Raw genomic sequence first — 22,943 nt, forward strand, 5'->3', positions numbered from 1 at the left:
TTATCTGGTTTCAAATTAAAACCACTTAATTGATTTCTAACAGAGGTGGTTTTAATATACAACTAGTTTTTCCACGATGATGCGGAGTCAGAAAATGTCCAAAATGAGTGAAGCTCGGATAGCAGCAGAAGAATGTCCTGTTGCCAGAACGCTTGAGATCTTGGGAGATCGCTGGTCGTTAATGATCATTCGTGATGCTTTTGATGGGATTCGCCGTTTTGGTGAGTTTCGTAACAATCTTGGATTGGCGAAAAATATCTTGGCGGGTCGTCTGCGTGATTTAGTAGAACACGGAATTTTGCGAGTAGCTCCCGCCTCTGATGGCAGTGCTTACCATGAATATGTACTGACAGATAAGGGGCGTCAATTATTCCCGATTCTTGTCAGTTTGCGCCAATGGGGTGAAGAACATCTATTTTCTGCGGGCGAGAAGCATTCTATTTTAGTTGATAATCTCAGTGGGAAACCTATTAGTAAACTGGCGGTATCTTCACAGCAAGGTCAGATATTGGATGCCAATGATTGCCATCGGGAAAAAGTCATTAAGTCCTAAAATAGGGCAATTGAATTGCCCTCTAATAACACCTGCAAAATACTATATGAGAGATTCATGGTTGAATATTAGGAAAAATTCCTAAAAGTAGTCACTGAATAATAAGGTAAGCATCTTTTTCCTAAAAACATATTTGTATTTGGAGTGGCACATTTTTTTTCCAGTGCTAACTTTTATAAACATGTGAAATCAGAATAGCATTCTGATGATGTGTTTTTTTGCTACTAAATAAATATCAATAATAATTTAAACTTCTATAGTTATTTGATTTTACTGATTTTTAATTGATCGTTCATCTCAATTAGGATAGGGGTAGGAAATGACTAGCAAATCTCTGGATGATTATCGTTCTGCGTTATTAGATTCTCGTTTTGGTTCTCAAGCTATTCGTAATATTTCAGAAAATAAAAAGTTTCCTAAAGAGGAAATGCGTGAGGATATTGCCTTTCAAATCATAAATGACGAGCTATTTCTTGATGGTAATGCGCGACAGAATCTCGCGACATTCTGTCAGACGTGGGACGACGATAATGTCCATAAACTGATGGACCTTTCGATAAATAAAAACTGGATTGATAAAGAGGAATATCCGCAGTCGGCGGCAATAGACATGCGCTGTGTGAACATGATGGCCGATTTGTGGAATGCTCCTACGCCAAAAGGCGAGCAAGGGGTAGGGACGAATACCATTGGTTCCTCAGAAGCTTGCATGCTAGGCGGCATGGCGATGAAGTGGCGCTGGCGCAAAAAAAGGGAAGCTGCAGGTAAACCCACGAATAAACCTAATTTTGTCTGTGGGCCGGTACAAGTTTGCTGGCATAAATTTGCTCGTTATTGGGATGTCGAAATACGTGAAATTCCTATGATCCCGGGACAATTATTTATGGACCCACAGCGGATGATAGAGGCCTGTGACGAAAATACTATTGGTGTAGTGCCGACTTTCGGTGTGACTTACACCGGTAATTATGAATTCCCTAAACCCTTACATGATGCACTGGATAAGCTGCAAAAAGATACCGGCCTGGATATTGATATGCATATTGATGCGGCGAGTGGTGGCTTTTTAGCGCCCTTTGTTGCGCCGGATATCGAGTGGGATTTCCGCTTACCACGGGTCAAATCAATCAGCAGTTCTGGGCATAAATTCGGATTAGCACCTTTGGGATGTGGTTGGGTTATTTGGCGTGATGCGGCAGCCTTACCTGAAGAACTCATATTTAATGTCGATTATCTTGGCGGTCAGGTCGGCACTTTTGCTATCAATTTCTCGCGCCCGGCAGGACAAGTTATTTCCCAATATTATGAATTCATACGCTTAGGACGTGAAGGTTATACCAAGGTACAAAGCGCCTGTTATCAGGTGGCAGAATTCCTAGCCAAAGAAATTGCCCCACTTGGGCCTTATGAATTCTATTGCAGTGGGGGCCCATATGAGGGTATTCCCGCCATCTGTTTCCGCATCAAAGAAGGGGCAAAAACGGGATATACCTTATATGACCTTTCTGAACGTTTGAGGTTGCGTGGTTGGCAAGTTCCGGCATTCACCTTGAGTGGGAAGATGTCTGATGTGGTGGTCATGCGCATTATGTGTCGCCGAGGATTCGAAATGGATTTCGCCGGGCTATTATTAGACGATTTTAAATCTTCACTGAAATACCTCAGTGAGCATCCATCCCTTGGGGGCGAGGCAAGTCAGAATAGTTTTAATCATACATAAGCCGGATGGCGGTTTTATTCTGATTTTTAACCTTTAGATCAAGGCGGCGTCATGCCCGTGAATAAGGTGGATAAATTATGTCGAATAATACTTCCGGTACAGGTAAATCCCCTGTTCCAGTCAAAAAGCTGAGTATTGCTACACTGGCAATCATGAATATTGTCGCCGTCGTCAGCCTCAGAGGATTACCCGCAGAAGCTGAATATGGCCTGAGTTCAATTTTCTATTATCTCTTTGCCGCGGTATTTTTCTTAATTCCTGTATCACTGGTGGCGGCGGAATTAGCCACAGGCTGGCCGGAGAAAGGAGGGGTATTTCGCTGGGTTGGCGAAGCATTTGGCCCCCGGTTAGCTTTTCTCGCCATGTTCATGTTGTGGATTGAAGTGACAGTCTGGTTCCCCACCGCACTGACCTTTGCCGCCGTATCACTGGCCTTTATCGGCCCTGAACAACGATGGGACGAGGCCCTGTCTGCCAATAAATTCTTTGTCTTAGGAATAGTGCTATTTATTTATTGGCTCGCGACCTTTATTGCTTTTAAAGGCGTAGATACATTCGCTAAAGTTTCAAAATGGGGCGGTATTATTGGGACTATTATTCCTGCGATCATTTTGATTGTGTTGGGTTTCTCTTACTTAATTGGCGGTGGAGCTCCACAAATAGATTTAGCCTGGGATAAAGTGGTTCCTGATTTTTCCAACTTTGATAACGTGGTGCTGGCAGCCAGTATTTTCTTGTTCTACGCCGGTATGGAGATGAATGCCATTCATGTTAAAGATGTTGATAACCCTAATAGAAATTATCCCATTGCCATTATGTTGTCAGCCGTGGGTACGGTACTTATTTTCGTATTAGGGACTCTGGCAATTGCCTTTATTATTCCACAATCTGAAATTAGCCTGACGCAAAGCCTGTTGGTGGCTTATGACGATATGTTCAAGTGGGCGCATTTGGAATGGTTGGGGCCAGTTGTTGCTTTTGCGTTAGCTATTGGGGTCTTGGCGGGGGTAGTGACCTGGGTTGCCGGCCCGTCCTCGGGTTTGCTGGTGGTGGCGAAAGCGGGCTATCTGCCGCGCTGGTGGCAACATACCAATAAGAATGGCATGGCGACCCATATTCTACTGCTACAAGCGCTGCTTGTTTCTTTATTGGCGATACTGTTTGTAGTATTACCTTCGGTGCAGGCGGCATACCAGATAATGAGCCAGATGACGGTTATTTTGTACCTTATTATGTATATGCTGATGTTCAGTTCGGCTATTTATCTGCGCTACAGTCAGCCGAATCGCCCTCGGCCATATCATATTCCCGGAGGGGCGATTGGTATGTGGATCATTGGCGGCGCGGGGCTTATTGGCTCAATTCTAGCTTTCGTATTCAGCTTTATTCCTCCTAGCCAAATCTCCGTGGGCAGCCCAACAGAATATGTCGGTATTCTGATTGCCTCTACACTGTTCTTTGTCGCATTGCCATTCTTGATTTATATCGTTCGCAAGCCTCATTGGCGTGATGCAAATAGTGATTTTGCGCCATTTACCTGGCAAGCAGAAAATGGTCACCCGGGGATCCCGAGTACTTCGGCGATACATACCAATGATGTCACGGCGGCGGCAATTAACACTCCGGTGACGGATATACCAAAAAGTTAATGTCCTTCCTCTCTGTATGCAGGGTGGCTGTAGCCCCCTGCTCAATAATATAAAGTGTTGGAGTCAGTGTTATGACTATTAACCTAGCTCGCCTGAATCAAGTTATTAAAGATGCTTATTCGCAATATTCCGTACTCGCTGGCGGGGAGAATGCCAGCTATATTCCGTATCTGGCCAGTGTTCCCAGTCAGCTTGCCGGGCTGGCCATTGTCACTGTTGATGGTGATATTATTTCACAAGGCGATGCTGATTTTCGCTTTGCTTTAGAGTCGATTTCGAAAGTGTGTTCTCTTGCTTTGGCATTAGAAGATATTGGCCCACAAGCAGTGCAGGATAAGATAGGTGCAGATCCTACTGGTTTGCCTTTTAACTCGGTGATTGCGTTGGAGCTGCATAATGGCAAACCATTGTCACCACTGGTAAATGCGGGGGCGATGTCCACAGTGAGTGCAATTAAGGCCAGCAGCCGGGAAGAGCGCTGGGCGCGTATTTTGGATATTCAGCAGCAACTGGCGGGTGCGCCGATTGCACTTTCGGATGAAGTTAACCATTCAGAGCAAACCACCAACTTTCATAATCGGGCCATTGCCTGGCTACTTTATTCGGCTCAAGCCATGTATTGCGATCCGATGGAGGCCTGTGACGTCTACACCCGCCAATGTTCAACATTGTTCAGTACCATTGAGCTGGCCACCATGGGGGCAACTTTCGCGGCGGGTGGCAGAAATCCTGTAACCCATAAACAGGTGCTGACGGCCTCAAATATGCCATTTATTTTGGCTGAAATGACCATGGAAGGGATGTATGGCAGCTCAGGTGATTGGGCTTATACCGTGGGGTTACCGGGTAAAAGCGGCGTCGGCGGCGGGATCTTGGCGGTTGTGCCGGGTGTCATGGGGATTGCTGCATTTTCGCCGCCCCTTGACCCAGTAGGTAATAGCGTACGCGGCCAGAAAATGGTGGCATCAGTGGCTCAGCAGTTGGGATATAATTTATATAAAAATCCACTTTTGTAGCGGGCAGCGGCCCTGCTGTGTAGCGGGGCCAAATCAATCATCGCAATTAGCTTAAATCAATGTCTTTATGCCCGAAAAACCATGTCAGAACAAAGCCAGCAGTATATGAGATCAGTAGACCGGCTATATAAACTAGCATCCCGGCAAAAATCCCTTGGGCTGAAGTCATCAGCGGAATAGACACTAATCCCGATGGACCAAACACCGTATTCAGGCCAACCGGCAGCCCCAACCAAGCAACCAGACCAATAAAGAAACCGCCGACAGCGCCGCCTAAACAAGCAGTAATAAAGGGCTTCAGGCGCGGTAATGTCACGCCATAAATAAGGGGTTCCCCAATCCCGAGTAACCCGGGGAAAATAGCCCCTTTAATTTGGGTTCGCAGCACAGAACCTTTTGGCGAGCGGGCATAAAGCGCCAGCGCTGCACCCACTTGGCCCGCACCGGCCATGGCCAGAATAGGGAATAATGAGTTAAAGCCTTGAGCATCCATTAAAGCGAAATAAACCGGAACAAACCCTTGGTGGATACCAAACACGACTGCAATCAGGAATAATCCCGCCAAAATCGCGGTGCCGAACGGGTTGCCATTTAAGTGCATAAACAGCCATGACATTCCCTTAAACAACTCGCCACCCAGCGGCATAATGACAACAAAAGTGATGGCACCGGTAATCAGCAAGGTTATTGATGATGTTAGGATCATATCCAGATTATCAGGGATAAAACGGCGAACTTGCCGCTCAATCCACGCCCCCAGCATACAGGCCAGCAAAACGCCGATAATATTGCCGCGTGGATCAATTGCCAGACCAAAGAAGTTATCCATTCCTCCGTAGTAGCCGACAGTGCCCTCCGGCACATAGCGTAAAATAAAGAGCGAAGCGATAATTGCGCCGTTGACTCCCGTCCCGCCAAAGGCTTTCTGCGTATTATAGCCAATCAGGATGCTGAGGAAGGTAAACAAACCGATGCTGAATACTTTCATGTAAGCAATCAGTGCCGCCAACCATGGGGATTGAATCACGCCATCCAAGGCCAATGTTTGCTGGAGCAAGGTTGCGATCCCCAGCAATAATCCCGCAGCAATAAAACCGGGAATGAGTGGGGTAAAAATAGTGGCGAATTTGGTCAGAAAATTATGAACCGCGCTTTGTTGTTTCGCTTTCATTTGCTGCTTTGTTTGGTTGGCTAACACCTTTAAATTAATATCATTAATATTTTCAACTGGTTGCTGAGGTTCGGAACTCAGTAGTTTGTTCATCATTTCGCTGGCTGTTTGGGCTTTGCCCGGCCCAAGAATGATTTGTAATTGGTCATCGCCATTCACCACCCCCATTACCCCGGGGATTTTTTTTAAGCTTTCATGTTGTATCAGCTGACGGTCTTTTAAAGTGAGACGGAGTCTCGTCATGCAGTTTCCGCAGACGATGATATTTTGACGCCCACCAATGAAGAGTAAAATTTGATCTATCGTGGTGCCCGTTATTTTCGCCATGATTATGCTTTAATCTCCTGTAGCGCTTTGCGAATAAATCCCTTATTTTTCTTGAGAATATCGGCTGCTTCCTCTGCAGACATACCACTCAGGATCATCATAATGGCTGTTTTACAGTGGCGGTTACATTCATTGAGCGCTTCTTGCGCATCCTCGGGGGAACACTCTGTCGCCTGAACCACAATATCGACCTGGCGCTGCACCAGTTTGGCATTTGTCGCCTCAACATCCACCATCAGATTGCTATAAACTTTTCCGCTACGGATCATCGCGCCAGTGGTCAACATATTCAGAATTAACTTTTGTGCAGTTCCTGCTTTCATCCGTGATGACCCAGTGACCACTTCCGGGCCGACCAAAGGCTCAATGGCGATATCTGCCGCATTTCCCATTTCGCTATTTTGATTGCAGGAAATAGCCACCACGCTAGCCCCAACACGCCGTGCATAGGCCATGGCCCCCAGTACATAAGGTGTGCGGCCACTGGCTGCAATTCCCACTAACACATCACGGGCATTAAAATTGAGATTGCGCAGATCTTGCTCACCCATTTCACGGCTATCTTCTGCATTTTCAACTGCTTGTAGAATGGCTGTGTTTCCGCCAGCAATCAGGCCAATGACCATATCTCGCGGCGTACCGTAAGTTGGCGGGCACTCACTAGCATCCAAAATCCCCAATCGCCCAGAAGTCCCCGCGCCACAATAAATTAATCTGCCGCCGAGCACGAAAGCTTCTGCGATAAGAGAAACAGCTTGGGCGATTTCGGGCAGTTTTTCCTCCACTGCGAAGGGCACTTTTTTATCCTCATGATTGATAACCTTGAGTATCTCCAGTGTTGATAGCGTATCAATTTGAGCACTGGCGGGGTTTCGGCTTTCCGTAACCATTGAGCTTAGATTAATCTTCATGGGGACTTCCTTTTATTTAAATTATCGGCGATGTTAAGGAATTATTTGTTTATTAAACGTGATGATTATCACGGTAAAATCTATTCTAATGACTGGGGTTATGAGGAATAAGTACAGATAAAACAGAACAAATAAATAAATTATCTTCATAATATTTATGCAGTTACACCTGAGTCATAAAAGGTGCTTGCGCTGGAATAATCTATTGTCTTTAACGGGAACCTTTGATGTCGATTTTAAATGAAATAACCTGGTTACTGCCTGAATTGGCTGAAAATCAGCAAAAAATAGCGAAATACATTCTGGATAATCCAGAATCCATACTGAATATATCCTCCTCACAGTTCGCAGAAAATGCAGGAGTCAGCCAATCAGCTATTGTGAAATTTAGTCAGAAGATTGGCATGAAAGGCTTTCCAGCACTAAAAATCGCCATCAGTGAAGAATTAAGCAAGAATAATTTATTTAAATCCTATCCACATAAAGCGCTACATAACTCTATTTCATCCGAAGACTCATTGATGGTGATGGCGCAAAAACTTGCGCATGAGAAGACGGCATCGATTATGGAGACAACACGGAAAATTAATTTCTCCGTTTTTCAGCAAGTGGTCTCGCTCATTAATGCTGCTCAGCGAGTACAGATAGTGGGTATTTGGGGGTCTGGACTTACAGCAAAAGATCTAAGCTATAAATTGCAGAAAATAGGTATAATGACTCTGGTTGAAGCCGACCTCCACGTACAGATTGCCGCCGCCCTCACTCTCACACCTAAAGATGTGCAGATTGTTCTTTCTTTTACCGGCAGAAGAAAAGACATGAAAATCGCCGCAACAGTCGCCAAAGCACAAGGGGCAACAGTCATTGCGATTACGGGCAGTAAAGTTTCTCCGTTGGCTAAAATTGCAGATTATGTCCTTGAAAGTATTTCAGATGAAAATGAGTGGCGCAGCTCTTCAATTTCTTCCAGAACGGCTCAAAATACCTTAACCGATCTGATATTCTTGGCGTTGATGCAGCAACGAAAAGAAATGGCTAAACCCTTGATTCTGAATGCAAGTATGACAATAAATAATCTGGATGATTGATGCTTTGATTGGTTATTTTATAAAAACTAAGGCAATGAAAGTGATATGAATTAATTATCTCATTGCCGGTTTTAGATTTGTTGTTTCTTTTTCGTCAGAAATTGCCTGCATATCTCAATAACTATTAAATGATTTTATAATAAATATTCCTGATGGTGAAAAATTATTCCTGATCTTATCACCTTATATAGCGGCATTTCTGAAATGAAATGCAGGAAAAGAAATGCTATTATTCCTTTTAAGGTAAAAAAGGCGAATCAATCAACTGTGATAATTGTCACTTTATTATGTGTGCTAAAAAGTAAAATCGCCCGGCAAGCATAACTAATGGAGGAGTTAATGAAAAAAGTAATATCCGCGATTCTCTTATTTAGCAGCTGTACTTATGCAGATGTTATTCCCGATGCACAACTTAAAGAAATGTGGTTATCACCTAAAATATCAGCTGAAAAAATAACATTTAAAATGAGTTTTGAAGAAAAACTGGGGCAAATATTGATGGTTGATATTCGCTCATGGAGTCATTCTGATAACCGTGATAAAACTGCATTCATTGAAATTAATGACTCTGTCAGTAAGATGATTCGCGATTATCATTTAGGTTCTATTATTCTTTTCCGTGAAAATCTGATTGATACGCCACAAACAGTCGAGTTAATTAATAATCTTCAGAAAGCGCGTAGTAATCTCCCTCTATTTATTAGCACCGATCAAGAAGGGGGGTATGTCACCCGTCTACGTGTCGGTACTGAAATGCCGGGGAATATGGCATTAGGTGCGACGGGATCATCCAAGTTTGCTCAGCAGGCTGGAAGTATCCATGGCTATGAATTATCCAGCTTAGGTTTTAACTTTAATTTTGGTCCAGTCGTAGATGTCAATAATAACCAGAATAACCCTGTTATTGGCGTGCGATCTTATTCAAATAATCCGGTATTGGTGGGGGAGTTAGCTCGTAGTTATATCAGTGGCATTCACAAATATAATGTACTCACCTCACTCAAACATTTCCCTGGCCATGGCAATGTTACCTCAGATACGCATTTTTCCTTGCCGACGGTCAATATTGATAAAGCCGCATGGCAGCAAGTCGAACTGAAGCCCTTCGTCGAAGTCATGCCAGTTACTGATGCAATTATGACTGCCCATGTAGTGGTGCCAGCCCTGGATAATTCAATGTTAACAAATATTAAGGGCGAAGAAGTGGGCACTCCAGCAACATTATCAAAGCCCATTCTGACTGATATTTTACGCAATCAACTCAAGTTTGATGGTTTGATCCTGACAGATGCTATGGATATGGGGGCGATTACCAGTAACTTTGACAGTCATTGGTCTATCAAGCAGGCTATTATGGCAGGTAATGATATTATCTTAATGCCAATGGAAATTAAAAATAGCGCCAGTACTGAACAACTCAATGCACTTTATAATTATTTAAAAACTGAAGCTGCAAAAGATCCTGCACTTAAACAACGTATTGAGGATGCAGCACAGCGGGTAATTTACACCAAACTGAATAAGCGTATTTCTCCTGAACCTCATGATATTGCTACAGCGGAAAAGGTCGTCGCATCCAAAAATCATAAGGACATTGAAAATTTCATTTCTGAACAGGCAATTACACTGATTAAAAATGATAATGTTCTTCCCTATCAAGTTAAGCCACAAAATAAAATAATGGTATTCTCTGATGAGAAACCACGTAACGAACTCATTGCTAAACATCTTGATGATATTGCTAATGAATTTAAGGTTAACTTTTCCGTTAACAGTGAAGTCATTAAGTTGGATAAGAACGATGTAAATGCAGAAGACATAGCAAAGAAAATTAAAGATAAAAACTTTATTATTCTTGCGACTTACAATCTGAAGCTTAATCCCGTTAATGCGCAGAGGATTATAGATGAAGCCAATAAAGCTAACATTCCTTTGGTTGTGGTATCTAGTCGGAATCCTTACGATATTGCTTATTTATCCGGAGTAAAGGCTAATATTGCTATTTATGGTATCACGGGTTTTGATGTTACCAATAATGTGCGAAACAGTTTGGAAACTAATATTCGCAGTGGACTAAGAACCCTGTTTCAGGGGCCAAAAGGGAAATTAGATGTACTGGCCAAACCACAGGGTAAATTACCAGTAGATATTAGAACACCTGATAATAGCCAGATACTCTATCCACGTGGCTATGGACTAACGATGTTATAAAATAGCGGAAGGTAAAATGAATATCTTAAAAGGATTTGTGGTTTTCTGCGCCCTAACACTGTGCTTACCTGTATTAGCCGATGAATTTGAAACTGATTATGATCAGGAAATTAATAAATTAAATAAAAGAATCCAACAAATAGAACTGGAAAAAAAAGAGGCGCAAGATAAGTTAAAACAAAAAGCCTGGAACTTCGAAACTTATATAGGTGCAGAGCAAGAAATAGACAGTGATGACAGTTGGAAGTTTATTAAAGGTAGCATGGCAACCTCACCTTATGTCGGAGCCTATATTTATCAGAATGATTCATTGTGGCTATATGATGTACAGTTTTTGAAAACATATCTAGATAACAACCCAGAATATGATCGTACACGTTGGCAGGCGGGAGTAACCAGAACGTTTCCTTTCACCTATGATGGTAAGAGCGGTAATACAAAATTGCGTTTAGGTTATCGTAATGACAATTGGCATTATCCCTCAATAAGTAATCCGGCATTAGCTGATCCTGAGTACAAAGGGGATGTTCGTAAAGGTGAAGAGCGGCATGAAATTTGGATTCGTCCACAGGCGTATTATAAATACTCAGAGAATCTAAGCTTTAATGCCAGCTTCTCATTCCGCCTGATTGACCGTAAATTGGACTATGCTCGTGCCAAAGGGAGTTATGGAGTATACAAACGAGATTGGAGCCAAATAAATGAGCATTTTGTTGGCGCAAATATCACCTTTAATCAAAAGAACTCACTTTGGTTAAACTATTTGTACATTTATGAGCAATTGGTCAATACACTTTATAACAAAGAACATTTCTTATGGGGTATTTATCGTCATAAGTTTGATAATGGTCTTCTGTTTATGCCTTATACGCGTCTGGCTCTGGTGAAAGGTAGACAGAGTTTCCGTGACTCGAATAATCATGAAACTGTGTATAAAGAAAAAAATCGTAGCCGCTATGGTTTACAAATGCTTTATCCAGTGACGAAGCAAACATCAATATTTGCCGATACCTATTATCGCCCAGAGCAAACTTGGACGAATAGCAACAAAACCAGTAACAACTTTTGGTTTTGGGCCGTGGAGATAAGACATAATTTCTGATAATTGATAAGATATATCAGAACATCAATTTATTCATTGTGAGAGACAAAGGATGAGGTATTTCCTGCAGATATTACTATGTCTATGTTCATTGTTTTTTATCAGCGCTGGCTATGCCAGCGTTACCCAAGAAATTATTTTAGGCGTTGATCAGGAAGATGTTTATGGGCCACTGTTAAAAAATAAACGAGTGGGTTTGATGGTCAACCAAAGCTCGATTAACAAAGAAGGGCGTCATACCATCGACAAATTGTTATCTGAACAAGATAAATTCCATTTTACTGTAAAAAAATTATTCTCCGTTGAGCACGGTATCCGTGGGAATGCAGATGCCGGATTAGGGGATAATAATCACATCGATAAACAGAGCGGCCTCCCTATTATTTCTTTATATGGGAGAGATAAAGATGGGCGTGTGCGGGCACATCCCACTGAAGCGCAGTTATCTGATGTTGATATCGTTATTTATGATTTACAGGATGTAGGTGTTCGTTATTTTACCTATACCATTTCTATGCATCATATGTTGGAAAGCCTGCAAAAGTATCATAAACAATTTATGGTATTTGATCGGCCTAACCCACTCGGAAATTATGTCTATGGGCCTATTCTCGAAGAAGAGAATATTTCTGGTATTGGTATGCATCCTATCCCGATGGTGCATGGGCTGACATCAGGGGAGTTTGCCCGCATGATAGTTAATGAGGGCTGGCTAACGCATTTTGATGATTCTAATTGGCAGGCATTTGGCATCAAAGCTTATCAGTTTCCACCTGAGGATTTGACTGTCATCGCCATGGAGAATTACACACATGATTTGCCTTATTCATTGCCAGTAAGACCTTCGCCAAATTTACGCAGTGATTTGGCTATTCAGCTTTACCCTTCTTTGGGATTATTTGAAGCCACTAGTGTCAATATGGGGCGAGGTTCTGATCACCCCTTTGAACAATTAGGTTTCCCATCTAAGTATTTTTATACTAATACCTGCTATCACGTCGACATTAACCAGCAAAAAACAGGCTGGCCACAAGCAGGCAAAGAAGTATGTGGCGAAAAATTTGCTGCCATTAATATATCCGACTTTAAGCCAACAATAGGTTACTTTGTTGAATGGTGGTTCAAATTTAAAGAGGCCGGTTATTCAATGGTCGTCCCACCGCAAAGTGAGGAAAATTACCTGGATTATCAGGAAAAGTATTTCTTAATACGCCCTCTTTGGTTAGCGAAATTAACGGGCACCCGTAATTTAGTTAAATTAATGGAAGAAGCCAACGAGAAGAAATTGACTGTCGATGAGACCATTCATTATCTGGAGTCTTACTGGCAGCCCGGGGTTGATAATTATTTGAAGTTACGCGAGAAATATAAAATCTATCCTTGAATTCTATTATTATTCTTTGATGTTTGAGGTGCCAGTGAAAGCGGCGCCTCTTTTTTGATTTTTATTTAAGATAAGGTGTTATCAGTGAGACTTGCTGGCAGTCAAAATCGATCATGATTTGGCAGCCTAAAGGCAATGTCAGCATCGGGTGTGTGTGACAACAGTCGAACCCATTCACTATTGGTAATGTTTTGGTTCCTAATACTTCCTTTAATACATCATAGGGGGTACGGCCACTTCCAGCATCGTCGAAGCCCTCATGTTTACCTAAAATAATGGCAGCAACACGATCAAATATGCCATTTAATGCCAACATCGCGAATGAACGTTCTACAGTCGCGATATCTTTAAGGCTGTCTTCAATAAAAATAATATCGCCGGCCATAATCTCAGGCATATACACACTCCCCCATATGCCCGATAGCGTATTAAGATTTCCACCAATAACCCGTCCGGATACGCTGTTGCTACCGATAAATTGGCAATTATTGTTGTAAAGTGTTTTAGGCCGGATCGGTTGTTGATCGTTCCAGTTGATGCGTTCATCACTCCAATAGCTCGGTAATGGGTAAGAATAAGGTAATGGAGGTTGTTCAATCAGAATAGCTGCAAGATTATTATATGTTTCATCGACCAGAGGTGGGAACTCACCAAATGAAGGGATCAATGCTGGCCCATAAAATGTAATAAGACCTGTGCGGGCATAAATTCCCAATAACAAGGCGGTGCTATCTGAATATCCGATGATAATCTTGGGGTTCGCTTGCAACGCACTATAATCGATATAGGGCAGTAATGAGTTACTGTTATAGCCTCCGATAGTTGACATAATACAATTAACATTAGGATCGCGGATCAATCTGTTCAGCTCTTCTGCCCGCGCCAAAATAGAACCTGAACGGTAGAAATCCGATTTTCCTGTCAGCATACCGGCCTGTAAATTAAACCCTTTAGCTCTGAGATAATCTTGAGCACGATTAAAACGGTGATTCGCGGAGACAGTCGCTGGCGCTGAAGCAGAGAAAAAACCGATTGTGTCACCGATTTTAAGTGCAGGCGGTAGTAATGGACATGGCGCTGACATCTGGTTACCTCTTAAATCTGAATAGCAAAAGCCACTCTGGCACGATCGCGGTTACGGATATGGGCGTCGCTGGCTAAAGATAATCCACAGGTATTGATGCCTGAGTATGAAGAAAGTGTAGGGCATATGTTGGCAATGACGGACAGATTGTCTGGCAATGAAATAGGTGATCTTGATAAATACGCTGCGGTGATTTTTTCCTTATCAAGGAAGAGCGAACTTCCTTATCACTTGCTACTGGGCAGCGATGCGTTATTTGCGGTGAAAATGGTTGAAGCGGCGCGCAGTAAAGTCGAGTATGAGTGGGAAAATATCAGCAAATCAACAGACCGTGAAAATGCGGATCTGTCATTTTTGAAAAACCTTTCTCTGGATTAACATTTTTAGATAGCTGTTTAGGATCAGGAAAGACAGCACAGAATCTAATGGGAGAACAATTCTGTCGCCTTTTTGCCGCCAATAACTTTCAGATACAAAAAAGCCACTCGTTTAAAAGTGGCTTAATGTACTGATTTAACAGCTAAAATTTGGTGGCCCCTACTGGACTTGAACCAGTGACCAAGCGATTATGAGTCGCGTGCTCTAACCAACTGAGCTAAGGGGCCAGACTTGGGCGCTGATTATACGGTAGTTTTTATCCTGCGGTCTAGAGCTGAAGAGTTAGATGGGTGTTTTCTGCGCAAATTTAAGGTTTTTTACGGACATAGCAGAGAAGAGCACGCCGAAATTAGCTTGATAGTCCAAATTTTAAACAAAAAAGAAAACCCCGGCATGCCGGGGTTTTTTGGGCTTGTCACTGCAACAGGACTATTAATCGTCCAGGAAGCTGCGCAGCACTTCAGAGCGGCTTGGGTGACGCAATTTACGCAATGCTTTAGCTTCGATCTGACGGATACGTTCACGGGTGACGTCGAACTGTTTGCCCACTTCTTCCAGAGTGTGGTCAGTGTTCATATCGATACCGAAACGCATACGCAGAACTTTCGCCTCACGCGCTGTCAGGCCAGCTAACACATCGTGAGTGGCAGAGCGCAGGCTCTCAGAGGTTGCAGAGTCCAGCGGCAGCTCCAGAGTGGTATCTTCAATGAAATCACCCAGATGTGAATCTTCATCATCACCGATAGGAGTTTCCATTGAGATTGGCTCTTTCGCAATCTTCAACACTTTACGGATTTTGTCTTCCGGCATCAGCATGCGTTCAGCCAACTCTTCCGGTGTTGGTTCACGGCCCATCTCTTGCAGCATCTGGCGCGAAATACGGTTGAGTTTGTTAATGGTCTCAATCATATGCACCGGAATACGAATGGTACGTGCCTGGTCCGCGATAGAGCGGGTGATAGCCTGACGAATCCACCAAGTTGCATAGGTTGAGAACTTATAACCACGACGGTATTCGAATTTATCTACTGCCTTCATCAAACCGATGTTACCTTCCTGAATTAAATCAAGGAATTGCAGGCCACGGTTGGTGTATTTTTTCGCAATAGAGATAACCAGACGCAGGTTAGCCTCGACCATTTCTTTCTTGGCACGACGCGCTTTTGCTTCACCGATAGACATACGGCGGTTGATGTCTTTCACTTGCTCAATAGTCAGGCCGGTTTCTTCTTCGATCTGACGCAGTTTCTGCAAGCTACGTTGCACATCGTCCGAAACATCTTTCAGTTTTTCAGACCAAGGTTTGCCCATAGCAACCGCTGCTGCAAACCAGGTATCGCTGGTTTCATTGCTGGCAAACAGGGTAACGAAGTTTTTCTTCGGCATTTTGCACTGCTCAACACACAGCTTCATGATGATACGTTCTTGAGTACGAACGCGATCCATCATGGCACGCATGTTGTTGACCAGATAGTCGAACTGCTTCGGTACCAGACGGAACTGTTTGAACACTTCAGAAAGATTCAGAATCTCGGCAGCAGCACTGGCGTGGCTACGGCCATTTTTCTTGATTGCCATGCGTGTGTTTTCATACTGTTCACGCAATTCGCTGAATTTCTGGCGTGCCAGCTCTGGATCGATGCTGTTGTCGTCTTCTTCTTCTTCTTCGTCTTCATCTTCTTTGTCGTCGTCGTCATCCCTTTCTTCAGTGGATAATTCAGAACCAACGTGAGTCGCCGTCGGCGCAATATCTTCTTCAGCATTGGGATCGACAAAGCCGTTGATTAGGTCGGATAAACGGGCTTCACCCGCTTCGACGCGATCATATTGTTCCAACAGATAAGTAATCGCTTCAGGGTATTCAGCAACAGAACACTGCACCTGATTGATACCGTCTTCGATACGTTTGGCGATATCAATCTCGCCTTCACGCGTCAATAGCTCAACGGTACCCATTTCGCGCATGTACATGCGCACCGGGTCGGTAGTACGCCCGATTTCGGATTCAACACTGGACAACACCTGTGCAGCAGCTTCAGCTGCGTCATCGTCGGTATCAGTGGTGTTCTCGGCCAGCATTAAATCATCAGCATCAGGGGCTTCTTCCAGCACCTGTATGCCCATGTCATTAATCATCTGGATGATGTCTTCGATCTGATCGGAATCGACGATATCTTCCGGCAGATGGTCATTGACCTCAGCATAGGTCAGATAGCCTTGCTCCTTACCACGGGTGACAAGTAGCTTCAGCTGTGACTGCGGGTTTTGCTCCATAAGACGGTATCCACACTTCAGAGTATTTGGGTTGGTGTCGGTCGGCGAAACCGCCAACAATAGCATTTGGGGCTTTTTTTTGTCGCCGTGGCCCGCTATGACGGCATATTGTGGGGATTTGCCCCCACATTTATCGGCAATTAAGCCGTTAGGTAATTCATTTTTTTCTGGCTAATGCCAGATTCAAAGACCAAAGTTCTTTACGTTCTTCGGCGTTTAATCCATGTGTACGATCACGCGCTATGAGTGTTTCCTGGCGTTGCTCCAATATGGAGTCATACAGGCTGGTTAGCGTGTCGACAAAAGTCTGTTCAACCATATCCTCAACAATCATGTGGTTCCATGTTGCGAGAGTTTCAAGCTGTTGGCTGAATTTATTATCACGATACAGTTCTAATAACTGCCCGGTTGTCAGCCCTGGTTGAGCCAAACAGGTTTCAACCAATTCTATAAATAACGGTAAACCCGCTAACTTAGCTTGCTCTACGCCCTGTAATGACGGGATGAGTGTTGCGAGTTGCGGATTTTGAACCAGTAGCCCTATAAGTATACGCATGGTTGTGCGTTTTAGCTGGGGCGGCTGATAGCTATTTGTATTTTCAGCCAGTTTCGGCATCAGCTTGTCTAATTGGCTGTCATCAAGCAGGCCCAACTTATTACCGAGCTGCTGGCGGAGGTAAAGCCGTAAGGTTTCACCGGGTACCTGGCTGATTAAAGGAAGTGCCAGAGTGCTTAATTTAGCTCGCCCGTCTGGGCTGCTCAAATCCACTTGTGGCATCAATGTTTCGAACAAGAAAGTTGAGAGTGGCTGCGCCTCCTCCATCCGTTGTTCGAATGCATCTTTCCCTTCTTTACGCACCAGAGTATCTGGGTCCTCACCATCAGGCAAAAACATAAAGCGTAGCTGACGCCCATCATTTAGATAGGGCAGCGCCGTTTCTAATGCACGCCAGGCCGCATCTCTACCTGCACGATCGCCGTCATAACAACAAATTACGTTATCTGTAGCGCGGAATAATAATTGAATATGTTCCGCAGTCGTCGCTGTGCCAAGTGAAGCAACGGCATAATCAATACCAAATTGCGCCAGTGCCACCACATCCATATAACCCTCGACCACAAGTAGCCGTGTTGGGTTAGGGTGATTCACTTGCGCTTCATACAAGCCGTATAACTGGCGGCCCTTATGAAAAATTTCGGTTTCCGGGGAGTTGAGGTATTTCGGCACTCCGTCACCCAGAATTCGCCCACCAAAAGCGATTACTCGCCCGCGTTTATCACGGATGGGGAACATGACGCGCTCACGAAAACGATCGTAAGTCCGCCCTGTATCATTAGTCACCAGCATTCCGGCATCGTTCAGCGCGGTGCGGCTTTCACCATCGCGCCCAAAACGTTTTAAAGCATTGTCCCAACCTGGAGGGGCAAAACCTATTGCGAAATGTTGGATGATTTCTTCACTCAAGCCGCGACGTTTAAGGTATTCGCGCGCCTGATTAGCGGTCTGGCCCTTGAGTGACTGTTGATAGAAGGCGCTCAGGCTTTCCATCAGTTGATAAAGACTTTGCCGTTGATGACGTTCAATCTGGGTGGTGCCGGTTCCTGCCTCGTAAGGCACTTCCAGCCCATGCATTGTGGCTAATTCTTCGATACTTTCGACAAACTCAAGTCTGTCGTAATTCATCAAGAAATCAACAGCATTACCATGTGCACCACAGCCGAAACAGTGATAAAACTGTTTTTCGCCGTTAACGGTGAATGAGGGTGTTTTCTCATGATGGAACGGACAGCACGCATGATAATTTTTGCCTTGCTTCTTCAGCTTTACCCGAGCATCGATAAGATCGACGATGTCAGTGCGAGCCAGCAAGTCATTGATAAATACACGTGGAATTCGTCCGGCCATAAGCCCCTATTCGGTCAGTCCATAAACGAGAACAAGCCGCGCATTCCTTTCGGAAGGCACGGCCTTCGTATGCAACTACTCGATCTGCGCGTTCTTAGAACATAAAAAACTACGCTGTGGGGTTACCCCCGAAGAATTAATACAGACGAGTGCGGCGTGCGTTTTCGCGAGCCAATTTCTTCGCGTGACGTTTTACAGCAGAAGCTTTAGCGCGTTTACGTTCGGTAGTCGGTTTTTCATAGAATTCACGACGGCGAACTTCAGCTAAAACACCTGCTTTCTCGCAAGAGCGTTTGAAACGACGAAGAGCTACGTCGAATGGCTCGTTTTCACGTACTTTAATTACCGGCATGTGCCTCTCACCTCAATAGAAATCGGTTTGCTGCTGGCCAATCGCCAGCCTTCTCAAAATGGTGCGGAATTTTACTTCAATGGATGCTGCTTTGTAAAGCACCACAGCAAATTGAAACAGGCACGCCCCTGTGATGTCGCCCCCGTTCTTTACAAGAAAGTTGGTGCCGAGAGTGCGACGGCCGCTGATTATATACTAAACAGAGCTATTGATCGAATTTATCAACGTTATTTTCAAATGTGACAACTATCAACAACATTCATGGCATTGGATGGCCAAAATGCCGTTTTCTCGTTCAATTTGGTATCAGAAATCATGACGGGCGACGCGGTTATGCTAAACTATCGGCCGCACGTGAATGATGGGAAATGTAATGCGAGTTTTGGGTATAGAAACGTCCTGCGATGAAACCGGAATTGCAGTGTATGACGATGAAACCGGTCTGTTAGCTAACCAATTGTACAGTCAAGTTAAATTGCATGCTGATTATGGCGGCGTTGTGCCTGAGCTGGCTTCCCGTGATCATGTGCGCAAAACAGTGCCATTGATTCAGGCTGCATTGAAAGAAGCCAATTTGAGCGCCAAAGACATTGATGGTGTGGCGTATACCGCAGGCCCAGGATTGGTCGGTGCATTGTTGGTCGGTGCCACTATAGGCCGGGCATTAGCTTTTGCCTGGGGTGTTCCCGCCGTGCCGGTTCATCATATGGAAGGCCACTTATTGGCACCTATGTTGGAAGATAACGCACCGGAATTCCCGTTTGTTGCACTTCTTGTCTCCGGCGGTCACACGCAATTAATTAGCGTGACCGGCATTGGCGAATATCTGTTATTGGGCGAATCTGTCGATGATGCGGCGGGTGAAGCCTTTGATAAAACAGCTAAATTACTCGGACTGGATTACCCTGGTGGGCCAATGTTGTCGCGTATGGCACAGCTTGGCACCGCAGGGCGCTTTACTTTCCCGCGGCCAATGACTGACCGCCCAGGGCTGGATTTTAGTTTTTCCGGCCTGAAAACCTTCGCTGCGAACACTGTTCGTTCCAATGGCGATGATGACCAGACTCGTGCCGATATTGCGCGTGCTTTTGAAGATGCAGTCGTTGATACACTGGCAATCAAATCAAAACGCGCACTGGATCAAACCGGCTTTAAACGCTTAGTGATTGCTGGTGGTGTGAGTGCTAACCGTACTTTACGCAGCAAATTGGCCGAAATGATGCAAAAGCGTGGCGGTGAAGTGTTCTACGCCCGCCCAGAATTTTGCACCGATAATGGCGCGATGATCGCCTATGCTGGGTTGATCCGGTTGAAAAGTGGTGTGAATAGTGAATTGAGTGTGTCGGTGCGGCCGCGCTGGCCGTTGGCAGAATTGCCGAAAGTCTGATCAGAAAGTCTGAGTGGGGCTGTGGCTGTGTTGCCGCGTCATCTCGCGATGCTCACATACTGATGTATGCTCCGCTCTCTCAATTCCTTGCGCCTTGCCTCGCTTCCGCTCAGTCATTCTTTATTGATGTCGAAAGTCTGAGTGGGGCTGTGGCTGTGTTGCCGCGTCATCTCGCGATGCTCACATACTGATGTATGCTCCGCTCTCTCAATTCCTTGCGCCTTGCCTCGCTCCCGCTCAGCCATTCTTTATTGGGCGGGAGAGGTAAACTAATCTTCTTTCTCTTCCAATTCTGCGGCTTCTTCAGCGGGCGTTTTTTGTTTTTTCTTTCTGAGTTTATCCCAAATCTTACTTTCTTTGCCGCGCCATAAACGTTGGATATTGTCATGATGGCGCATCAGAATTAGGCAGGAAAGCATGGCGACCGGGAAGGTGAATTGTGGTTTGAACCACCAGACGTAAAATGGTGCGATCAAGGCGCTGATAATTGCACCTAAAGATGAATAGCCGCTGAGTAAAACCGTCAGCAGCCAAGTGCCGGTCATTAGGCCAGTGAGATCCCAGCCAATGGGGGCGATGGCGCCAAATGCCGTGGCGACGCCTTTGCCACCTTTAAAGTGGAAAAATACCGGATAAATGTGGCCAAGACAGGCTGCAATCGCGGTAAGACCCAGATACAGTGGCGAAACGTGCAGCAGATAAGCTATCCAAACGGGCAACATGCCTTTCAGCACGTCGAAAATCAATACTGTGGCGGCGGCGGTGCGGCCACCGATGCGCAGCACGTTGGTGGCACCGGGATTACCGGAGCCATGTTCACGCGGATCTGGTAGCTTGGCAACCCGGCACACCAGAACAGCGCTGGAAATAGAGCCACACAAATACGCGAAGATAATCATGCCAAGCGCGATAGCACTCATAACACCGCCCTGTTGAATAATGGTCGTTTTAATCGCAACATCAGTGGATAATACGCATATTCGGCTGGAAGTGGTATCCGGCAGGCACAAAAACAGAGAATGACGTGATGGACATCGTATTTATTGAGGAACTCAGTGTCATAACCACCATCGGTGTTTATGACTGGGAACAGACTATTCAACAGAAGTTGGTGTTCGATATCGAAATGGGTTGGGATAACCGTAAAGCCGCTGCCAGTGATGATGTAAATGATTGTCTGAGCTACGCAGATATTAGTGACGCCGTTATCAAACACGTAGAATCTCAGCGTTTTGCGCTGGTCGAGCGGGTCGCTGAAGAGATTGCCGAGCTATTGTTACAGCAGTTTAAGTCACCTTGGGTGCGGATTAAGGTGAGTAAACCGGGGGCGGTCGCTCAGGCGCGCAATGTCGGTGTGGTGATTGAGCGCGGTCAGCGACCTCACTGATTTTTATTACGCCACGACATAAAAATGCAACGCTATATAGATAATGTGGTCTGAATTATTGATTAACGTAATATTTTTTACATACTGAAATTGAACGGCATGATTTTGTTAACGGCCAATATAATTTTTCACATTGCCGTTTTTTGTGGATTTCTATTACAGGGCATTGGGTATCGTAGATGACGGATATGTATTCGCTGTTTGTAGCTTTTGTTTTGGGCGTGGTTGAAGGGCTGACTGAGTTCCTGCCGGTTTCATCTACTGGGCATATGATTATTGTTGGTGAGCTATTGGGCTTTACTGGCGACAAAGCAAAAACCTTTGAAGTCATTATTCAGTTAGGGTCGATTTTGGCCGTGGTGGTGGTGTTCTGGCGGCGCTTATTCGGGCTTATTGGTATCCATTTTGGCAAAGTGCCTCATGAGGGTAAAACCAGCGGGCACTTAACATTGGGCCATATTTTACTGGCGATGATCCCTGCGGTCGGTTTGGGATTGGCTTTCCACGACGTCATTAAATCGTTATTTAATCCGCAAAGTGTCATGTACGCATTGGTCGCTGGCGGTTTGCTCTTACTGGCCGCAGAGTGGTTTAAACCTAAAAATCCTAAGGCCATTGGGCTGGATGATATTACCTATCGCCAAGCCTTTGCTATTGGTTGTTTTCAGTGTTTGGCATTATGGCCAGGTTTCTCGCGATCCGGTGCAACAATTTCAGGCGGGATGTTAGTCGGTGTGAACCGCTATGCGGCCTCTGAATTTTCCTTTATTTTGGCCGTTCCGATGATGCTTGGGGCCAGCGCTTTAGATTTGTATAAAAGCCTACATTTCCTGAGCTGGGGCGATTTACCGATGTTTGCCGTCGGGTTTATTACTGCATTTATCGTCGCACTGATTGCCATCAAAACCTTCCTGTCACTGATTAAACGTATCTCTTTCGTGCCTTTTGCGATTTATCGCTTTATTGTCGCGGCAGCGGTCTACTGGGTCTTTATGTAACAGTGTTCTGGTCTGTAAACGAAAAAAAAGCCCTGAATAATCAGG

The 22,943-nt window shown here is 44.7% G+C and carries 19 protein-coding genes and 1 tRNA gene; 12 read left to right on the top strand and 8 right to left on the bottom strand.

The genetic code is table 11. The features are described 5' to 3' along the window. The first annotated feature begins 94 nt into the window (after positions 1–94). The 4 genes from DX162_RS08565 to glsA all read left to right on the top strand — a co-directional run bounded on the left by DX162_RS08565 (position 95) and on the right by glsA (position 4,938). Entirely contained in the window at positions 95–553 is a 459-nt protein-coding gene (locus DX162_RS08565; protein WP_032819648.1) for a winged helix-turn-helix transcriptional regulator, read from the top strand. A gap of 319 nt (positions 554–872) precedes the next feature. Next, positions 873–2,273 carry a glutamate decarboxylase gene (gene gad / locus DX162_RS08570; RefSeq protein ID WP_004390167.1) on the top strand — a complete coding sequence of 467 codons (1,401 nt, stop codon included), beginning with the start codon at positions 873–875 and terminating at the stop codon, positions 2,271–2,273. Positions 2,274–2,350: 77 nt separating this feature from the next. Then, positions 2,351–3,922: a glutamine/gamma-aminobutyrate antiporter GadC gene (gadC, locus tag DX162_RS08575; RefSeq protein WP_004390165.1), complete on the top strand. Its 1,572-nt coding sequence runs from the start codon at positions 2,351–2,353 to the stop codon at positions 3,920–3,922. Between the two features lie 71 nt (positions 3,923–3,993). Further along, positions 3,994–4,938 carry a glutaminase A gene (glsA, locus tag DX162_RS08580; RefSeq protein ID WP_004390164.1) on the top strand — a complete coding sequence of 315 codons (945 nt, stop codon included), beginning with the start codon at positions 3,994–3,996 and terminating at the stop codon, positions 4,936–4,938. Positions 4,939–4,984: 46 nt separating this feature from the next. On the opposite strand, the gene murP is transcribed toward glsA, so the two are convergent. Then, complete coding sequence (gene murP, locus DX162_RS08585) at positions 4,985–6,436, bottom strand: PTS N-acetylmuramic acid transporter subunit IIBC (RefSeq protein WP_032819646.1); 1,452 nt, start codon at positions 6,434–6,436, stop codon at positions 4,985–4,987. A gap of 2 nt (positions 6,437–6,438) precedes the next feature. Continuing rightward, on the bottom strand, positions 6,439–7,347 hold the full coding sequence (gene murQ, locus DX162_RS08590; RefSeq protein ID WP_004390162.1) for an N-acetylmuramic acid 6-phosphate etherase: 909 nt from the start codon (positions 7,345–7,347) through the stop codon (positions 6,439–6,441). A 227-nt stretch (positions 7,348–7,574) separates the two neighbouring features. On the opposite strand from murQ, the gene DX162_RS08595 reads away from it, so the two are divergent. From DX162_RS08595 to DX162_RS08610, 4 genes are all read left to right on the top strand, one after another. Further along, a complete protein-coding gene (locus DX162_RS08595; RefSeq protein ID WP_004390160.1) occupies positions 7,575–8,435 on the top strand; it encodes an SIS domain-containing protein in 861 nt (286 codons plus the stop codon). 339 nt (positions 8,436–8,774) lie between these two features. Continuing rightward, positions 8,775–10,646, top strand: coding sequence for a glycoside hydrolase family 3 protein (locus tag DX162_RS08600; protein ID WP_032819644.1), 1,872 nt, complete (start codon positions 8,775–8,777; stop codon positions 10,644–10,646). A gap of 16 nt (positions 10,647–10,662) precedes the next feature. Beyond that, positions 10,663–11,748, top strand: a complete 1,086-nt coding sequence (locus DX162_RS08605) for a hypothetical protein (RefSeq protein ID WP_004390158.1) — start codon at positions 10,663–10,665, stop codon at positions 11,746–11,748. A gap of 52 nt (positions 11,749–11,800) precedes the next feature. Continuing rightward, positions 11,801–13,132 carry an exo-beta-N-acetylmuramidase NamZ family protein gene (locus tag DX162_RS08610; protein WP_032819643.1) on the top strand — a complete coding sequence of 444 codons (1,332 nt, stop codon included), beginning with the start codon at positions 11,801–11,803 and terminating at the stop codon, positions 13,130–13,132. A gap of 61 nt (positions 13,133–13,193) precedes the next feature. Here the strand turns inward: DX162_RS08610 and DX162_RS08615 are convergent, their stop codons facing one another. Next, positions 13,194–14,216: a S66 family peptidase gene (locus tag DX162_RS08615; RefSeq protein WP_004390156.1), complete on the bottom strand. Its 1,023-nt coding sequence runs from the start codon at positions 14,214–14,216 to the stop codon at positions 13,194–13,196. A gap of 96 nt (positions 14,217–14,312) precedes the next feature. Here DX162_RS08615 and DX162_RS08620 point away from each other — a divergent pair, with 96 nt between their 5' ends. Continuing rightward, a complete protein-coding gene (locus tag DX162_RS08620; RefSeq protein ID WP_004390155.1) occupies positions 14,313–14,594 on the top strand; it encodes a Rossmann-fold NAD(P)-binding domain-containing protein in 282 nt (93 codons plus the stop codon). Positions 14,595–14,744: 150 nt separating this feature from the next. On the opposite strand, the gene DX162_RS08625 is transcribed toward DX162_RS08620, so the two are convergent. From DX162_RS08625 to rpsU, 4 genes are all read right to left on the bottom strand, one after another. Continuing rightward, positions 14,745–14,821: transfer RNA gene (locus DX162_RS08625), tRNA-Ile, on the bottom strand. 205 nt (positions 14,822–15,026) lie between these two features. Then, positions 15,027–16,868 carry an RNA polymerase sigma factor RpoD gene (rpoD, locus tag DX162_RS08630; protein ID WP_004390154.1) on the bottom strand — a complete coding sequence of 614 codons (1,842 nt, stop codon included), beginning with the start codon at positions 16,866–16,868 and terminating at the stop codon, positions 15,027–15,029. A gap of 157 nt (positions 16,869–17,025) precedes the next feature. Beyond that, entirely contained in the window at positions 17,026–18,774 is a 1,749-nt protein-coding gene (dnaG, locus tag DX162_RS08635; RefSeq protein ID WP_004390153.1) for a DNA primase, read from the bottom strand. 136 nt (positions 18,775–18,910) lie between these two features. Next, positions 18,911–19,126 carry a 30S ribosomal protein S21 gene (gene rpsU / locus DX162_RS08640; RefSeq protein ID WP_001144069.1) on the bottom strand — a complete coding sequence of 72 codons (216 nt, stop codon included), beginning with the start codon at positions 19,124–19,126 and terminating at the stop codon, positions 18,911–18,913. A gap of 373 nt (positions 19,127–19,499) precedes the next feature. On the opposite strand from rpsU, the gene tsaD reads away from it, so the two are divergent. Next, entirely contained in the window at positions 19,500–20,513 is a 1,014-nt protein-coding gene (tsaD, locus tag DX162_RS08645; RefSeq protein ID WP_032819640.1) for a tRNA (adenosine(37)-N6)-threonylcarbamoyltransferase complex transferase subunit TsaD, read from the top strand. A 269-nt stretch (positions 20,514–20,782) separates the two neighbouring features. On the opposite strand, the gene plsY is transcribed toward tsaD, so the two are convergent. Next, the gene (gene plsY / locus DX162_RS08650) at positions 20,783–21,433 is read right to left on the bottom strand and encodes a glycerol-3-phosphate 1-O-acyltransferase PlsY (RefSeq protein ID WP_025377005.1); all 651 of its coding nucleotides are present in this window, start codon (positions 21,431–21,433) and stop codon (positions 20,783–20,785) included. A 107-nt stretch (positions 21,434–21,540) separates the two neighbouring features. Here plsY and folB point away from each other — a divergent pair, with 107 nt between their 5' ends. Both folB and bacA read left to right on the top strand, forming a co-directional pair. After that, positions 21,541–21,900, top strand: a complete 360-nt coding sequence (folB, locus tag DX162_RS08655) for a bifunctional dihydroneopterin aldolase/7,8-dihydroneopterin epimerase (protein WP_004390148.1) — start codon at positions 21,541–21,543, stop codon at positions 21,898–21,900. 179 nt (positions 21,901–22,079) lie between these two features. Next, entirely contained in the window at positions 22,080–22,898 is an 819-nt protein-coding gene (gene bacA, locus DX162_RS08660; RefSeq protein WP_004390147.1) for an undecaprenyl-diphosphate phosphatase, read from the top strand. The last annotated feature ends 45 nt before the right edge of the window (positions 22,899–22,943 follow it).

Source organism: Yersinia kristensenii (genome assembly GCF_900460525.1).
Lineage (GTDB): Bacteria > Pseudomonadota > Gammaproteobacteria > Enterobacterales > Enterobacteriaceae > Yersinia > Yersinia kristensenii.

Bases quoted from the DNA above. Each gene is read 5' to 3' on its own strand.
- rpoD (WP_004390154.1), bottom strand. From the start codon at position 16,868: ATGGAGCAAAACCCGCAGTCACAGCTGAAGCTACTTGTCACCCGTGGT.
- DX162_RS08605 (WP_004390158.1), top strand. From the start codon at position 10,663: ATGAATATCTTAAAAGGATTTGTGGTTTTCTGCGCCCTAACACTGTGC.
- DX162_RS08610 (WP_032819643.1), top strand. From the start codon at position 11,801: ATGAGGTATTTCCTGCAGATATTACTATGTCTATGTTCATTGTTTTTT.
- plsY (WP_025377005.1), bottom strand. From the start codon at position 21,433: ATGAGTGCTATCGCGCTTGGCATGATTATCTTCGCGTATTTGTGTGGC.
- DX162_RS08595 (WP_004390160.1), top strand. From the start codon at position 7,575: ATGTCGATTTTAAATGAAATAACCTGGTTACTGCCTGAATTGGCTGAA.
- DX162_RS08565 (WP_032819648.1), top strand. From the start codon at position 95: ATGTCCAAAATGAGTGAAGCTCGGATAGCAGCAGAAGAATGTCCTGTT.
- DX162_RS08600 (WP_032819644.1), top strand. From the start codon at position 8,775: ATGAAAAAAGTAATATCCGCGATTCTCTTATTTAGCAGCTGTACTTAT.
- rpsU (WP_001144069.1), bottom strand. From the start codon at position 19,126: ATGCCGGTAATTAAAGTACGTGAAAACGAGCCATTCGACGTAGCTCTT.
- bacA (WP_004390147.1), top strand. From the start codon at position 22,080: ATGACGGATATGTATTCGCTGTTTGTAGCTTTTGTTTTGGGCGTGGTT.
- DX162_RS08615 (WP_004390156.1), bottom strand. From the start codon at position 14,216: ATGTCAGCGCCATGTCCATTACTACCGCCTGCACTTAAAATCGGTGAC.
- murQ (WP_004390162.1), bottom strand. From the start codon at position 7,347: ATGAAGATTAATCTAAGCTCAATGGTTACGGAAAGCCGAAACCCCGCC.
- DX162_RS08620 (WP_004390155.1), top strand. From the start codon at position 14,313: ATGCCTGAGTATGAAGAAAGTGTAGGGCATATGTTGGCAATGACGGAC.
- gadC (WP_004390165.1), top strand. From the start codon at position 2,351: ATGTCGAATAATACTTCCGGTACAGGTAAATCCCCTGTTCCAGTCAAA.
- folB (WP_004390148.1), top strand. From the start codon at position 21,541: ATGGACATCGTATTTATTGAGGAACTCAGTGTCATAACCACCATCGGT.
- gad (WP_004390167.1), top strand. From the start codon at position 873: ATGACTAGCAAATCTCTGGATGATTATCGTTCTGCGTTATTAGATTCT.
- dnaG (WP_004390153.1), bottom strand. From the start codon at position 18,774: ATGGCCGGACGAATTCCACGTGTATTTATCAATGACTTGCTGGCTCGC.
- glsA (WP_004390164.1), top strand. From the start codon at position 3,994: ATGACTATTAACCTAGCTCGCCTGAATCAAGTTATTAAAGATGCTTAT.
- murP (WP_032819646.1), bottom strand. From the start codon at position 6,436: ATGGCGAAAATAACGGGCACCACGATAGATCAAATTTTACTCTTCATT.
- tsaD (WP_032819640.1), top strand. From the start codon at position 19,500: ATGCGAGTTTTGGGTATAGAAACGTCCTGCGATGAAACCGGAATTGCA.